The 14,593-nt window shown below is 58.5% G+C and carries 13 protein-coding genes; all 13 read right to left on the reverse strand.

What is annotated here, in order from left to right; translation table 11 throughout:
• The 13 genes from EP166_RS08435 to mraZ are packed head-to-tail and all read right to left on the reverse strand — an operon-like array spanning position 1 to position 14,062.
• The gene (locus EP166_RS08435; protein WP_127556395.1) at positions 1-789 is read right to left on the reverse strand and encodes a cell division protein FtsQ/DivIB; all 789 of its coding nucleotides are present in this window, start codon (positions 787-789) and stop codon (positions 1-3) included.
• The gene (locus tag EP166_RS08440; protein WP_127556396.1) at positions 786-1,742 is read right to left on the reverse strand and encodes a D-alanine--D-alanine ligase; all 957 of its coding nucleotides are present in this window, start codon (positions 1,740-1,742) and stop codon (positions 786-788) included. Before EP166_RS08440 ends, EP166_RS08435 begins: the two co-directional genes overlap by 4 nt.
• Positions 1,739-3,184, reverse strand: coding sequence for a UDP-N-acetylmuramate--L-alanine ligase (gene murC / locus EP166_RS08445; protein WP_127556397.1), 1,446 nt, complete (start codon positions 3,182-3,184; stop codon positions 1,739-1,741). Before murC ends, EP166_RS08440 begins: the two co-directional genes overlap by 4 nt.
• On the reverse strand, positions 3,181-4,260 hold the full coding sequence (murG, locus tag EP166_RS08450) for an undecaprenyldiphospho-muramoylpentapeptide beta-N-acetylglucosaminyltransferase (RefSeq protein WP_127556398.1): 1,080 nt from the start codon (positions 4,258-4,260) through the stop codon (positions 3,181-3,183). Before murG ends, murC begins: the two co-directional genes overlap by 4 nt.
• Positions 4,257-5,444, reverse strand: a complete 1,188-nt coding sequence (ftsW, locus tag EP166_RS08455; RefSeq protein ID WP_127556399.1) for a putative lipid II flippase FtsW — start codon at positions 5,442-5,444, stop codon at positions 4,257-4,259. Before ftsW ends, murG begins: the two co-directional genes overlap by 4 nt.
• A complete protein-coding gene (murD, locus tag EP166_RS08460; protein WP_127556400.1) occupies positions 5,441-6,796 on the reverse strand; it encodes a UDP-N-acetylmuramoyl-L-alanine--D-glutamate ligase in 1,356 nt (451 codons plus the stop codon). Before murD ends, ftsW begins: the two co-directional genes overlap by 4 nt.
• A gap of 1 nt (position 6,797) precedes the next feature.
• On the reverse strand, positions 6,798-7,883 hold the full coding sequence (mraY, locus tag EP166_RS08465) for a phospho-N-acetylmuramoyl-pentapeptide-transferase (protein WP_127556401.1): 1,086 nt from the start codon (positions 7,881-7,883) through the stop codon (positions 6,798-6,800).
• The gene (locus EP166_RS08470; protein WP_164743871.1) at positions 7,883-9,226 is read right to left on the reverse strand and encodes a UDP-N-acetylmuramoyl-tripeptide--D-alanyl-D-alanine ligase; all 1,344 of its coding nucleotides are present in this window, start codon (positions 9,224-9,226) and stop codon (positions 7,883-7,885) included. Before EP166_RS08470 ends, mraY begins: the two co-directional genes overlap by 1 nt.
• Complete coding sequence (locus EP166_RS08475) at positions 9,216-10,661, reverse strand: UDP-N-acetylmuramoyl-L-alanyl-D-glutamate--2,6-diaminopimelate ligase (RefSeq protein ID WP_127556403.1); 1,446 nt, start codon at positions 10,659-10,661, stop codon at positions 9,216-9,218. The genes EP166_RS08470 and EP166_RS08475 overlap by 11 nt, the downstream gene beginning before the upstream one ends.
• The gene (locus EP166_RS08480) at positions 10,658-12,325 is read right to left on the reverse strand and encodes a peptidoglycan D,D-transpeptidase FtsI family protein (RefSeq protein WP_127556404.1); all 1,668 of its coding nucleotides are present in this window, start codon (positions 12,323-12,325) and stop codon (positions 10,658-10,660) included. The genes EP166_RS08475 and EP166_RS08480 overlap by 4 nt, the downstream gene beginning before the upstream one ends.
• A gap of 33 nt (positions 12,326-12,358) precedes the next feature.
• Positions 12,359-12,655, reverse strand: a complete 297-nt coding sequence (ftsL, locus tag EP166_RS08485) for a cell division protein FtsL (protein ID WP_127556405.1) — start codon at positions 12,653-12,655, stop codon at positions 12,359-12,361.
• Positions 12,656-12,668: 13 nt separating this feature from the next.
• On the reverse strand, positions 12,669-13,610 hold the full coding sequence (gene rsmH / locus EP166_RS08490) for a 16S rRNA (cytosine(1402)-N(4))-methyltransferase RsmH (protein ID WP_127556406.1): 942 nt from the start codon (positions 13,608-13,610) through the stop codon (positions 12,669-12,671).
• On the reverse strand, positions 13,607-14,062 hold the full coding sequence (gene mraZ, locus EP166_RS08495; RefSeq protein ID WP_127557859.1) for a division/cell wall cluster transcriptional repressor MraZ: 456 nt from the start codon (positions 14,060-14,062) through the stop codon (positions 13,607-13,609). Before mraZ ends, rsmH begins: the two co-directional genes overlap by 4 nt.
• Positions 14,063-14,593: the final 531 nt, after the last annotated feature.

A 14,593-nucleotide genomic window follows, 5' to 3' on the forward strand; every position in this document is an offset into this window, starting at 1 on the left:
TCATACCGATGGTTCAGAAGATGCGCGGTGTCCGACGGCCAAGCCGTTCGGATACCGCGCATCGATGTATTCAATACTGCCGGGTGCCACGCCTTCTGCATTCAGCAGCACAACCACCCGACGCGTTCTTGCCAGCATGTCCTTGGACCCCAGCGCGACCTCAATGCCACTGTCCAGCGTCAGTGTCCACGCACCACGGCGGTGCATTTGGACGCCATTGAGCCGTTGTCCTGCACCGGAAAAGACCCGGCTAAACTGCAGGTATTGCTCCATCACGCGCTTGGCCTGTGCGTCCGGCCCACTCAGCTCAGCCAGTACCAGTTCAGCAACCGGACGGCTCAACGGTTCACCGTCGCTGTTTAATACCTGGTCGCCATTCCAGCGCGCGACCGGCTCATGCTCGGTTACGGCCAACTGCAACTGGTCGGGCCAGGCTTTGGTGACGCTCACCTCAGCTATCCAGGGCAACTGCTCCAGCCTCTGCTGCACCTCACCCGGTGCAACGGTCAGCAAGCTGCGCCCGCGAAACGCTTCCATTGCCGCATCCAGCCGTGTGCGATCTTCATAAACCAGCAACTCATCCACCTCCCAGGTGGTAACCGCCATCGGGCGCCAATCCAGCGATACGTCCTGCTCGGCTACCCACCGGCCGACAACAACCAAGGCCACGACCGCCAAACCACCCGCCAATGCCTGGGCTGACAGGCGCAGCGCGCGTCGCCAGTTGCGCGGCGGTTTGCTGGGCTTGCGCGGTACAGCGCCCTGGCCGCGTCGCTTGTGCTCAGTCACGCCCGCTGCTCCGGCACTGTTGCCAAAATCCTGTGCATCAATTCCGGCAGTGGCCAGCCATGCGCCACTGACGCCTTGGGCACCAGGCTGTGATCGGTCATGCCGGGTATGGTGTTCACTTCCAGAACAAAGGGTTGTCCGGCACTGTCCATCATCAGGTCAACCCGTCCCCAGCCCTGACAGCCCAGCGCCTGAAAGGCTTTTACCGACAGCGCTTTCACCTCGGCTTCCATCGCGTCCGATAGACCCGATGGCAGTGCATAGTGGGTATCGTCTGCTATGTATTTGGCGTTGTAATCGTAAAACCCGGAGGCTGGCTGCAAGCCGATCACCGGTAATGCCTGATCTCCGATAACAGCGACGGTGTATTCCTTGCCCATCACGAATTGTTCGATCATGACCTCGGTGTCGAACTGGAACGCCAGTGCACAGGCTTCACTCAGACCGTTAGCGTCTTCGACCCGGCTCATGCCAATGCTTGAACCTTCATGCACCGGCTTGACCATGACCGGGTATTCCAGCTGGCTAGCCAGGGCCGTGCATTCTTCTGCCGAGCGCACTACCGCAAACGGCGGTGTCGCAATCTGGCTGGCGCCGAACACCCATTTACTGCGCAATTTATCCATTGCCAGAGCGGACGCCAGAACGCCACTGCCCACATACGGAATGCCCAGCCATTCGAGCAGACCTTGCATTGTGCCGTCTTCACCACCCCGGCCATGCAGCACCGGGAATACCAGATCAAGCTTTGTGGTTTGCAACCAGTTGATCAGTGCCGGACGACCAGTTACGTCATGCTCGGCTACCTGATACCCCGCCTCACGAAGGGCACGGATAACCGTGTGGCCACTGCCCAGAGCAACTTCGCGTTCAGCAGATTGCCCGCCATACACCACGCCTACACGAGGAAATCGCGCCAGGATTTCAGTATTGACGAATGCCGCACCAGTCATGATTCAAACCCCAGTCTTGCAGCAGCAATGTCGGCCGACAGCGCCCCAACATCACCCGCGCCTTGCGTTAGCAGGATGTCTCCCGCCCGCAACACATCAGGCAGTACATCCAGCACTTTGTCTTTGTGTTCGATAAATATCGGGTCTACCCGGCCACGCAGCCGGATGCTTCGGCTCAGACTTCGGCCATCGGCACCGGCAATGGTCTCTTCGCCGGCGGGGTATACATCCAGCAGCAACAACACATCGACTTTGGACAGCACATCGACGAAGTCTTCATACAGATCCCGGGTACGGCTGAACCGATGCGGCTGAAACATCACGACCAAGCGACGGTCCGGCCACCCTTGGCGAATCGCATCGAAGGTCACTTCCAACTCGCGCGGGTGATGTCCATAGTCATCAACCAGCATCACCTCGCCTCCTGGAACCGGGTATTCGCCCTGCAACTGGAACCGGCGACCCACGCCTTCAAAACCGTTCAGCCCCTGACAGATGGCGTCGTCTGTCATGCCTTCATCGGTTGCAACGGCAATGACCGCCAGGGCATTCAGCACGTTGTGCATGCCAGGCATATGCAGCACGATGTCGAGCGGCTCGTGTCCGCTTGGCCGATGCACCCGAAACTCAGTCCGGCCACTGATCTGCCGTACATCAACCGCACGGTAGTCGGCATCCGGAGCCAGCCCATAGGTCACAAACTGGCGCGACAGGCGTGGCAGTATGGATTGAACGTGTTCATCATCGGCACACAGTACCGCCAGCCCGTAAAAGGGCAGGTTGTGCAGAAACTGGATGTAGGTGTCTTTGAGCTTTTCAAAATCACCTTCGTACGTATCCATATGATCGGCATCGATATTGGTGACAATCGCTGTCATCGGCTGTAGATGCAGAAAGGAGGCATCGCTCTCATCCGCTTCAGCCACCAAGTAGCGGCTGGTGCCCAAACGGGCATTACTGCCGGCACTGTTCAGCTTGCCGCCAATCACAAAGGTCGGGTCAAAACCGCCCTGCGCCATCACCGAGGCCATCAAGGATGTGGTAGTGGTTTTGCCATGCGCACCGGCAATGGCTATGCCGTGCCGGTAGCGCATCAGCTCAGCCAGCATTTCGGCACGGCGAACCACGGGAATGCGACGATCCAGCGCCCATTTCACCTCCGGGTTTAACGGGTTAATGGCACTTGACACCACCACAACATCAGCACCGATCACGTTATTCTCGTCGTGACCGATAAACACCGTGACACCCATGGCGGCCAGCCGCTCGGTGGTCACGCTGTCTTTCAGGTCGGAACCACTGATGTTGTAACCCTGGTTATGCAATACTTCAGCGATGCCACACATGCCAACACCGCCGATGCCAATGAAATGGATGCGGCGAATGCGGCGCATTTCAGGAATCGGAAACTCTTGTCCGTTGTTTATGTCCAGGCGCGTCATGCCGCGTCCTCCACTGCCAATTCGTTAATCACCGAGACCACTCGCTGCGCGGAGTCCCGTATTCCACAGCGCCAACTGTTCGTGGCCCGGGTTTTCAATTCGCTTCGGTGGCTGTGCCAGTAAGTCAGGCGTTCAGCCAGCCAGGTGCCGGTAAAGTCAGCCTGGTCGATCAACTCAGCAGCCTGTTCATTCACCAGCCATTCGGCATTGCGAACCTGTTGCTGATCGCGGTGCCAGGGGTACGGCACCAGAATGCTGTAGGCACCTACGGCGGCAAGTTCCGAGACCGTCGATGCGCCACTGCGGCATACCACCACATCGGCCCAGGCGTAGGCCTTGGCCATATCGTCGATAAACTCAACGACGCTGCCTTCGACGCCGGCGGCCTGATAGGCCGCCAGGGTTGATTCAACCTTGTCACGGCCCGCCTGATGCCAGAGTTCGGGGCGAACTGTCTGGTTAATCGCGCCGACCGCATCTGGCACAACCTCGTTCAATGCCTGAGCACCCTGACTGCCGCCCATCACCAGCACCCGCAAGCGCCGGTGACCACCGAGGCCGCGCTGTACCGGCTCTCCCAGTCCGAGCAGAGCCTTGCGTACCGGGTTCCCAACCACTTCCACGTCGCCGGCAAAGGTGCCCGGGAAAGCCTGCAATACGCGGGTCGCCCGCCCGGCCAGACGAGCGTTGGTCAGGCCGGGAATGCCATTTTGTTCATGCAACACCAGCGGTACCCGGCGCAACAAGGCAGCAATACCGCCCGGCGCCGACGCATAGCCGCCAAAACCAACCACTATGCTAGGGCGCAACTGGGTCAACACCGCCCAGGCCTGCGCCAGCGCGCGAATCAGATTCAGCGGCGCCATCAATTTGCGCAGCAACCCACCGCCCTGCCAGGCAGACACCGACAGGGCGTGAAGGTCATACCCGGCTTTTGGCACCAAGGTCATTTCCATGCCACGACGGGCCCCCAGCCAGCTCACGGCGTAACCGGCTTCCTGCAACGCTTCAGCCACCGCCATCGCCGGAAAAATGTGACCACCGGTACCGCCTGCCATAATCAGCACCCGCTTCATTTGGCCCCCTTCGCGCTCATGCGCAAGGTTTCGCCATAAACACGATTAACCAGCGCTACCAGCGCCATGCACACCAGCAAGCTGGTACCGCCCGCGCTGACGAATGGCAAGGTGAGGCCCTTCGTAGGCAGCAAGCCGGTATTGACACCGACATTGATAAAAATCTGAATCGAAAACAGCATGGCGATGCCGTAGCTGACAAAAGCGCCGAACAAATACCCTTTTTGCTCTGCCAGACGGCCAATGGCGAACATCCGGTAAATCAGTGCGGTAAAGAGCCCCAGTACAACCATCACCCCGACCAGACCCAACTCTTCACCGATAATGGCCAGAATAAAGTCGTTGTGGGCCTCCGGTAGATAGAACAGCTTCTGCATCGAATTGCCCAGACCAACGCCAAACCATTCGCCTCGCCCAAAGGCGATCAGGGACTGGGTAAGCTGGTAGCCGCTGCCATAGACGTTCTCTTCCGACCAGGGGTCCATGAACGACAGCAGCCGCTGTACCCGGTAGCTCTGTGCAAACGCCATCAGCGTTACTGCACCTGCCGCCGCGAGCACAGCCAGGAAGAACTGGCCGGCCTTGACGCCGCCTAGAAACAACATGCCGAGAATGGTGCCGATGACCACGACCACGGTGCCGAAATCTGGCTCCAGTAACAGCAACACCACCATCACAGACATCACCAGTAAGGGTTTAACGAACCCGGACAGGCGACTGATGACTTCATCCCGGCGTCGCACCAGGTAAGAGGCGACGTACAGAATCATCGCGACCTTGCCCAGTTCGGACGGCTGAAAACCCACCGGACCGAGATCGATCCAGCGCCAGCTGCCCTTTACTTCCCGGCCAATGCCCGGGATCAACACCAACACCAACAGCACCATCGCCAATACCAGCAGCAGCCAGCTAAAGGACTGCCACAATCGCAACGGCACCGCACTCACCAGATAGGCCAGGCCAAAGCCGAGGACCATGTAAACCGCATGCCGCAAAACAAAGTGATGCGGTACACCAAACGTCTGTTCACTGACATCAATGGATGCCGAGCCAATCATCACCAGACCAATCAGCAACAGTGCCATGCTGGTTCCCAGCAATACCCGGTCGGGCTGCCACAAGGGTTGATAAGCAACCGCCAACCGATCGGACAGTAACGGCAAAGCATTCGCCTGAGCAGTCATAGGCGCGCCTCCACCCAGGACCGGAACACATCGCCCCGGTGCTGAAAATCATTGAACTGATCAAAACTGGCGCAGGCGGGTGACAACAACACAATATCGCCGGCCAGAGCTTCAGCTTCGGCTCCGGCCAGTGCCTGCTCAAGGGTGTCGACCCGGTGAACCGTGCTGGACTGTCCGCCAGCGGACAGCACGGCGGCGATCTGCTCCTGGTCCTGACCAAACACCCAGGACGACTTGCACAACTGTGCCACCGGCTCGCTCAACGAACTGAAATCAGCCCCTTTGCCCTGGCCACCCAACAGCAGAATCAGGCGTCCGGGATGATCTCTACCGAGTCCTTCGACAGCGGCCAGGGTGGCACCCACATTGGTGCCTTTTGAATCATTCACAAACTGCACACCATCGATGGACCCAACGGGTTCGCACCGGTGCGGCAAACCTTTAAAGGCTTTCAAGGAAGCCAGAATAGCGTCGCGGTCCAGGCCAATAGCCTGAGCCAGCGCCATTACCGCCAGGGCATTGCTGCGATTGTGACGACCCGGCAAGGCAACGTCCTTTGCCCGGATCCACAGGTCACGACCACAGGCCAGCCAGGCTTCGCCGTCATGCTCCAACACGCCGAACTGATTCAGATCGGGCTGGTCCAGGCCAAAGGTTGTCTGGGCGACACCGGTTGGCAGCAGCGGCGAGGTAAGAACGTCGTCGCGGTTGTACACGGCGTGACGGCAACCAAAGTAAATGCGCTGCTTGGTTTGCTGGTAGGCAGCAAAGCTCGGGTAACGGTCTTGATGATCCTCGGACACATTCAGTACCGTGGCCACATCGGCACGCAAGGGCCCGACCAGCTCCAATTGAAAGCTCGACAACTCCAGAATCGCCAACTCGGCCGGCTCTTCCAACAAGGTGAGGGCTGGCTGCCCGAGATTACCCCCAACCACAAAAGTGACCCCAGCACGACTGGCGATATCCGCCAGCCAACTGGTGACCGTCGATTTGGCATTGGACCCGGTGATCAGAACAGTTCGGCCCTGGTGCGCCTGGCAGAACAGTTCGATGTCGCTGCTCAGGCGCACTCCGTTTGCGAGCGCTGTCTGAACCGCCGGAGTCGACAGCGGCACTCCCGGACTCATCACCAGGACATCCACCCGGGTCATGACATCGGCATCAAAGCCACCGAGCGTAACCTCAACGTCCGGAAATTCAGCTCGCAACGCATCGAGCCCCGGCGGCGCCTGCCGGCTGTCGATCACCGAAACCAATTTGCCCTTCGCCACCAGATAACGGACACACGACAGCCCTGTAGCCCCAAGGCCCACGACTAAATACTGTGTGTCTGCTGCTATCAGTGCCATATCAGCGAATCTTCAACGTTGCCAAACCAATCAACACCAGAATGACGGTGATGATCCAGAACCGAACAATGACCCGGGGTTCGGGCCAGCCTTTTAATTCATAGTGGTGGTGCAGGGGTGCCATCCGGAAAATCCGCCGGCCGGTCAGCTTGTAGGACGCGACCTGCAAAATCACCGAGACCGTCTCGGCCACAAAAACACCGCCCATAATGAACAGCACCAACTCCTGCCGAACGATCACCGCCATCACACCCAGGCAGGCGCCCAGCGCCAGCGACCCGACATCTCCCATAAATACCTGGGCCGGGTAGGTGTTGAACCACAAAAAACCGAGGCCGGCGCCGACCAGCGAGCCGCAAATGATAATCAGCTCACCCGCGCCCGGCACATAGGGAATCTGCAAGTATTCCGAGTACACCGCATTGCCGCCAACGTAAGCCAGTACACCCAAAGCGCCACCGACCAGCACAGTGGGCAGTATCGCCAGGCCGTCCAGGCCGTCGGTCAGGTTGACCGCATTGGACGTACCGACAATGACGAAATAGGCCAGCACCACAAAAAAGCCGCCCAGTACAATGGCGATGTTCTTGAAAAACGGCACATAAAGGGTGTTCGCCACAATGTAATCACCCGATGTCCAGAACAGCGCCAGCGCACCGCCCAGCCCAAACACCGACTGCCAGAGATACTTTGAGCGAGCCGACAAACCGCGGCTGTCACGCTTGACCACCTTGCGGTAATCATCAACCCAGCCAATGGCGCCAAACCCGGCGGTCACCAGAATGGTGATCCAGATATAACGATTACCCAGATCAGCCCACAGCAGTGTCGACACAACAATCGACACCAGAATCAGCGCACCGCCCATGGTAGGCGTGCCCGCCTTGCTCAAATGACTCTGGGGTCCGTCGGTTCGAACCGATTGACCAATCTGGTACTGACGCAGTGTCCGAATCAGCCAGGGGCCCAGAATCAGCAACACACCGAGCGCCGTCAGCACGCCGAAAATGGCTCTCAGTGTCAGGTACTGCAACACGCCGAAGCCGGAGTGGAGCTGAATGAGGTACTGTGTCAACCAAACAAACATCAAGGTTTCCTTTTCAGGGTTTCTACGACCCGTTCCATACCTGCACTGCGCGATCCCTTGACCAGTACTGCGGTGGTTTCTGTCAATCTGGATGGCAATGCATCCAGCAATTGCTTCAACGTTTCAAATGACTGACCACCAAAAGCTTCGGCGGTCACGGATGATTCTGTTCCCAGCGTCCAGAGCGACTGAATACGGCCGCGCGCGTATACACCCAGCTCCTGGTGCAGTGTGTGGCTATCATCGCCAAGCTCCGCCATATCGCCCAATATCAACAACGTATCGCTGCTTTGCTCCGACAATACATCGATAGCAGCTTTAACCGACGCCGGACTGGCGTTATAGGCATCGTTGATCAGGATGCCGCCATGCCCGGACACCAGCGGTTCCAACCGGCCGGGCTCGGGTTGCATTTGCGACAACCCCTCGGCGATATCCAAAGGCGACACACCGGCCAGCCAGGCTGTTGCTGCAGCGGCAGCTGCGTTCAACGCCATGTGCTTGCCCAGCATCGACCAGGAGACCGAAATATCGCCATCGGGCAATGACAGGGTGAATTCACTGCCGGTACCCGAGGCCTGGAAAGACAACAGGCACACATCAGCCCGACTGTGCTGTCCGAAACTGATCACCCGACGATCAACCACCCGCTTCAGCCAGCCCTGATACCCCGGGTCGTCATGATTAAGCACACAACCGCCATCGCGTTCGGTGCCTTCAAGAATCTCGCCTTTGGCCTGACGAACCTGTTCCAGACCACCAAAGCCGTCTGAATGGGCTTCAGACGCGTTCAGCAGCAGACTGATGTGCGGACGGGAGAAGCGGGTCATCCACTCAATCTCTCCGACAGCACTGGCCCCCATTTCCAGCAAGACGCGCTGATGCTGATCACTCAGCCGAAACCAGGTTTTCGGTACACCAATGTCGTTATTGAAATTACCCTGCGTTGCCAGCAACCCGGGCTGCTGGTTAAAAATATGCTGTAACATAGACCGGGTAGAGGTCTTACCGGCGCTGCCGGTAATTGCCACCACCTGGCCTTCAAATGCGTTGCGCAGCAGCCCGGCCAAGTACCCCAGCGCCTGGCGTGTGTCATCAACCACCAACTGCGGTACCGGACAGTCAGCGACGGGGCTATGCACAACAATAGCCGCCGCTTGCTTGAAAATGGCCGTCGTCACATAGTTGTGCCCATCGAACAGGTCGCCCACCAGGGCGACATAGACGTCGCCCGTTACAACGGTGCGGCTGTCGGTTGATACCGCCCCGACAACCCGGTCTTCGCCAATAAGCTGTCCCTGACAGGCAGCGGCCCACTGGCTCAATGTCGGATCACTCCACATGGTTAACCTCCTGCCAGGCCAATACGGTTTCCTGATCGGAAAACGGGTGCCGCGTACCCAGGATTTCCTGGTAGGCCTCATGGCCTTTACCGGCAATCAGCAGCACATCACCTGAACCACAGCGCGCCAGGGTTTGTTCAATAGCGGAGCGCCGGTCGGGAATTTCAGTCACACGATCAGGGTACGTAAAGCCCGGTCGAATATCAGCCAGAATGGCCGCTGAGGCCTCACCTCTCGGGTTATCATCGGTGACTACCACAAAATCAGCCCCCTGCTCTGCCGCGGCGGCCATTTCAGGGCGCTTACCGGGGTCGCGGTCTCCGCCGCAGCCAAAAATCACACCCAGCCGCCCGGACACATGATCCCGGCAGGCCGACAGCGCCTTGCTGACGGCATCGGGTGTGTGGGCATAGTCGACGACCACGGTGAGGCCGGAGTCGAGCGTCAGTTTTTCCATACGACCCTTGACCGGACGCAAGGTCGACAACACCCGCGCAGCGGTCGACAAGGGTACAGATTCAGACAGCAGCACCGAAAAAGCGGCCAGTGCATTGCTCAGGTTAAATTGCCCGAGAAGAGGAAGATTCAATTCAGTTTCGCCCCAGGGCGTTGTGATCACAGCATCGATGCCACCGGGGTGGCACTGGTAAGAAACCACACGAACATCCGCCTCGGGTGTATGACCAAAGGTAATGACCCGCTCGGCCACAATGCTGTCCAAATGCTGCTGCACCCAGGTATCATCGAGGTTCACAATGGCATTCACCAGGCCTGGCCACTGGAACAGAGTCCACTTGGCGTTGCCGTAGGCTTCCATGGTGCCGTGATAGTCCAGATGGTCACGGCTCAGGTTGGTGAAGACAGCCGTCTTGTAGCGCACTCCGGCAACTCGGCCCTGAACCAGACCGTGGGACGACACTTCCATCGCGCAAAAATGTCCACCCTGGTCCCGCTGTCGCGCCAGTTCGCGGTGCAAGCGCACCACATCGGGCGTGGTATTCATGGTTTCCTGCAAGGCACCCCACAAACCCTGACCATTGGTGCCGATGATGCCGCAGCGCTTACCCAAATAATCCAGCGACTGAGCAATGTACTGGCAGGTCGACGTCTTGCCGTTGGTACCGGTAATACCGATCATTTGCAGATGGTCGCTGGGTGCCTGATAAAAATCGTGCGCCAGCTCACCCAACCGGGCTTTAAGATCAGAAACGACCACAACCGGCACGTCTGTGTCCGCTACCGGGTGTTCAGCGATGACCGCAACCGCACCGGCCTTGACCGCCGCGTCTATATAATCATGGCCATCAACGGCCGCCCCTTTCAGCGCAATAAACACATCCTTGCGGCCCACTTCACGGCTGTCGAGCGTCAGATCGCGCACGGCCAGGCCAGACAACTCAGGAATACCAGGCAAGCCTTTATGCAGAGGCATCATTGATCACCCTCCATGCGCGCCTGGGGTGGAATCAGATCCGGCTCGACGCCCAGTAAAGGCAGTGCCTGCCGCATAATGCCGTTAAATACAGGCGCTGCCACCCGACCACCATAATAAGCATCGGAAGGCGGTTCGTTGATCACCACCACGGTGACCACTTCGGGATTTTGGGCCGGCGCTACTCCCACAAAGGTCGACATATAGCGATCGTCAAAATAACCTTCACCGCCCACCTTGTGCACGGTACCTGTCTTGCCTGCCACACTGAACCAGTCGAGCGTAGCGGAGGTGCCGGTGCCGCCCGGTTGCACCACAGTCTCCATCATCGCCAGGACCTGACTGGAGATTTCGCCGGAGATGACCTGTGGACCCGTCTCAATGGGCGCATCCATCAGAATGCGAGCGTTGACCTTGTGTCCGCCATTGGCCAGGGTCGAGTAAGCTTGGGCCAATTGCAGTGGCGTGACCGCAATCCCGTAGCCATAGGCCATGGACGCTTGCTCGACCGGCCGCCACTCCACCTGATTCGGCAAGCGGCCAACCGCTTCACCGGGGTAGCCAATGCCCGTACTCTGACCCAGACCCAGCGAGTAGAGCATGTCCCAGATATCCTGCCCTTCGAGCGCCAGCGCTACCTTGGCCATGCCAATGTTGCTCGACTTGGTAATAATGCCGGTCAGATCCAATTCACCGTAATTGCGAAAATCGCGAATGGTGTAGCTGCCCAGCCTCATATAGCCCGGGCTGGTATCAATAACGGTGTCGGGTCGGAACTGGCCACTTTGCAGCGCAACTGCCATGGTGATGGGCTTCATCACCGAACCCGGTTCAAACTGGTCGGTCATCGCCCGGTTGCGCATGGCGGCAGGCGTCATGCTGGCCCGGTTATTGGGGTTAAAGCCAGGCTGGTTCACCATAGCCAGCACATCACCGGTATGCACATCCATCATCACGACGGACCCGCCGGTTGCGCCCATCTGCGTCACGGCTTTCTTCAGCTCCCGGTAGGCCAGATACTGCAACCTCAGGTCCAGGGTCAGACTCAGATCCCGACCCGCCTTCGGGGCTTCGAGCTCGCCAACATCACGCACCGACCGGCCAATCAGATCGCGAATCACTTCTTTTTTGCCAGCGCGCGACTGCAACTGCCGGTCGTAAGCCAGCTCAATACCTTCCTGACCACGGTCGTCAATATCCGTGATCCCAACGATGTGACTGGCCACCTCACCCGCCGGGTAATACCGTTTGTATTCGGTCAGCCCATAAACGCCGGGAATGCCCAGCGCCAGAATCTCTTCCGCATCAGAAGGTGCCAGGTGGCGGGTTACGTACATGAAGGCGCGGTGTTGCTGGCGGCGCGCCGCCAGCGTGCGTTCACTCACCCCTGATGCCGCCGCGAGACGGCTGATATCCGACTCGCCAAGCTCGCGAGGGTCGGCCCAGACAGAAACCACGGGTGTACTAACCGCGACCGGCTCGCCATGGCGATCAGTCAGCATGCCCCGGGGCGCGTTAATCACTTCAGCTCGCTGCCAGCGCGACGTCCCCTGGTCGATCAAAAACTCCTTTTCCAGTACCTGCAAACTGAGCACACGCCAAATCACAACTGCCAGCAGAGCCAGCAGTACGATTTGAACGAAATGAAAGCGCCAGTTTGCCAACATGATTTTTCCGGCTTCCCTTTTAAGTGACTCAACTCAGTCTGTTTGTGTTTGCTGTTCGCTTCGGTTCAACCAGCGCATCTGCCCTGGCTCAGGTTCCGACATACCCAACTCTTCGCGCACCAGACGCTCGACCCGGGCTGGAGACGAAAAAGCGCTCTCTTCCAGCAGTAAGCGCCCCCATTCTTCTTCCAGTCGCTGCCCTTCCAGCCGCAAAGACTCCAACTGGGCAAACTGCACCCGGGTCTGGTAGGTCACCTGAATGACCCCGAACGCGGACACCAGCACCGCAACCAGCAACCCCAGTGTCAGCAACCGGGCTGGCCAGGACATCACCCGACCTCCATCACAACTTCTCAGCAACCCTGAGGGTTGCACTGCGCGAGCGAATATTGCCCTGCACTTCCGCCGCACTGGCCTTGATCGGCTTACCGACCTTTTTCATGGTGCGCGGAATCTCGGCTTCGAGAACCGGCAAACCCGGCGGTAACTCAGGGCCCTGCTCCTGCTCACGAATAAACCGCTTAACCAGCCGGTCTTCCAGGCTGTGAAAGGTAATGACCGCCAGCCGGCCACCGGGGGCCAGCAATTCAACGCAGTCGGCCAGCAGCGCTTCCAGATCGGCCAACTCTGCGTTGATGTGTATGCGGATTGCCTGAAAACTGCGCGTTGCCGGGTGCTTGTGACGCTCCCAGGCCGGGTGTGCCTTCGACACGATGTCCGCCAATTGCAAGGTTGTGGTAATAGGTGCTTCACCGCGCGCGCGCACGATGGCGCGGGCAATCCGGCGGCTGTAGCGCTCATCGCCGTAGCGAAACAGCACATTGGCCAGGTCCGTTTCGCCAACGTGCGCAATCCACTGTGCTGCACTGACGCCCGCGGTCGGATCCATGCGCATATCCAAAGGACCATCCGCGCGGAAACTGAACCCCCGGCTGGCATCATCCAGCTGCGGCGAAGACACACCCAGGTCCAGCAAGATGCCATTAACCCGGCCGGCCAGATCGCGCTGCTGCAACTGAGATTTCAAATCGGCGAAGCTGGCGTGGCAGACGCTGACCCGGGAATCCCGCTCAGCCAGCTCATTGGCCGTCGCGATCGCCAGCGGGTCCTTATCCACCACGACCAACTGACCCGAGGGCGACAACTGCTCTAACAACAAACGGCTGTGCCCCCCCCGGCCGAAAGTACCGTCGACGTAGACGCCATCCGCCACCCGCAATGCCGCCACGGTCTCGTGCAGCAAAACGGTTTCATGACTGAACGCCTGGTCCGGTGTTGGGGTCACAGTGAAATTTGCTCCAGTTCTTCAGTTAGGGTGTCTTCATCGCCGGCTTCATCCAGGTAGGCATCGCGCGTGCGCTCCCACAGTTCTTCCGACCACAATTCAAATTTGTTGCCCTGGCCCAGCAGCACGACTTTTTTATCCAGGCTGGCATAATCCCGCAGCGGCGGCGGAATCAGCACCCGACCGGAACCGTCCATCTCCACATCCGTCGCATGACCGACCAGCAAACGCTGAATACGGCGGGCCGCCTTGTTGAAGCTGGACAGTGCAGTGATTTTTTCCTGAATGACTTCCCACTCATCCAGCGGGTAAATCAGCAAACAGCGGGCTTCAGTATCAATGGTGACCACTAGCTGGCCTTCGGCCAGCGCCTGTAACACAGAGCGGTAACGACTGGGCACGGCGAGGCGACCCTTGGCATCCAATGCCAGGGTGTGCACTCCTCGGAGCATGATTGTGTCGGTCGCTCGTGCCATGGTGGTCGTAATCCGTTGTGTTGGTCTGACTTCCTGTTGGGTTGTGCCGGATGCGTGCCCGGGTGCCTAACGGCCAATTCCGGTCAATCCCTGCCCTTCAAACCCACTTTTTGCCACTTTTCTCCACATAACGACACTATAGGAGTCACGCGACCCACAAGCAAGTGGTCACTAGCCTGGGAGCTTCAGAAAAAACCACTAAAAACAGCAAGTTAGGAAATAGCGCACAATCCCACACCCTAAAGTTAGCGACCACTAACACACCAAACCCAAGCAAACAGACCAACTTGGCCGCTCAAGTTAAAGTGACACATTAAGTTAAAGAATATTTTGGAATATAAAACCAGCCTATAAGTCACATAGAGAATTACAGAAGCAGAACACCGGTCAGATGTGAAACGGCGCACAGCCGCATCGTTACGGGCTTTGCGGTTTGCTGACATTGGACTTCAGAAGGAGACGGAACCGTGTCGTTTGCCAAAGAAAATACGGTCAAAAAATGAAGCC

Source organism: Saccharospirillum alexandrii, assembly GCF_004000275.1.
GTDB classification, from domain to species: domain Bacteria; phylum Pseudomonadota; class Gammaproteobacteria; order Pseudomonadales; family Natronospirillaceae; genus Saccharospirillum; species Saccharospirillum alexandrii.

Excerpts from the sequence above, each read along its gene's own strand:
- EP166_RS08440 (WP_127556396.1), bottom strand. The coding sequence starts at position 1,742 with ATGACTGGTGCGGCATTCGTCAATACTGAAATCCTGGCGCGATTTCCT.
- murC (WP_127556397.1), bottom strand. The coding sequence starts at position 3,184 with ATGACGCGCCTGGACATAAACAACGGACAAGAGTTTCCGATTCCTGAA.
- murG (WP_127556398.1), bottom strand. The coding sequence starts at position 4,260 with ATGAAGCGGGTGCTGATTATGGCAGGCGGTACCGGTGGTCACATTTTT.
- ftsW (WP_127556399.1), bottom strand. The coding sequence starts at position 5,444 with ATGACTGCTCAGGCGAATGCTTTGCCGTTACTGTCCGATCGGTTGGCG.
- murD (WP_127556400.1), bottom strand. The coding sequence starts at position 6,796 with ATGGCACTGATAGCAGCAGACACACAGTATTTAGTCGTGGGCCTTGGG.
- mraY (WP_127556401.1), bottom strand. The coding sequence starts at position 7,883 with ATGTTTGTTTGGTTGACACAGTACCTCATTCAGCTCCACTCCGGCTTC.
- EP166_RS08470 (WP_164743871.1), bottom strand. The coding sequence starts at position 9,226 with ATGTGGAGTGATCCGACATTGAGCCAGTGGGCCGCTGCCTGTCAGGGA.
- EP166_RS08475 (WP_127556403.1), bottom strand. The coding sequence starts at position 10,661 with ATGATGCCTCTGCATAAAGGCTTGCCTGGTATTCCTGAGTTGTCTGGC.
- EP166_RS08480 (WP_127556404.1), bottom strand. The coding sequence starts at position 12,325 with ATGTTGGCAAACTGGCGCTTTCATTTCGTTCAAATCGTACTGCTGGCT.
- ftsL (WP_127556405.1), bottom strand. The coding sequence starts at position 12,655 with ATGTCCTGGCCAGCCCGGTTGCTGACACTGGGGTTGCTGGTTGCGGTG.
- mraZ (WP_127557859.1), bottom strand. The coding sequence starts at position 14,062 with ATGCTCCGAGGAGTGCACACCCTGGCATTGGATGCCAAGGGTCGCCTC.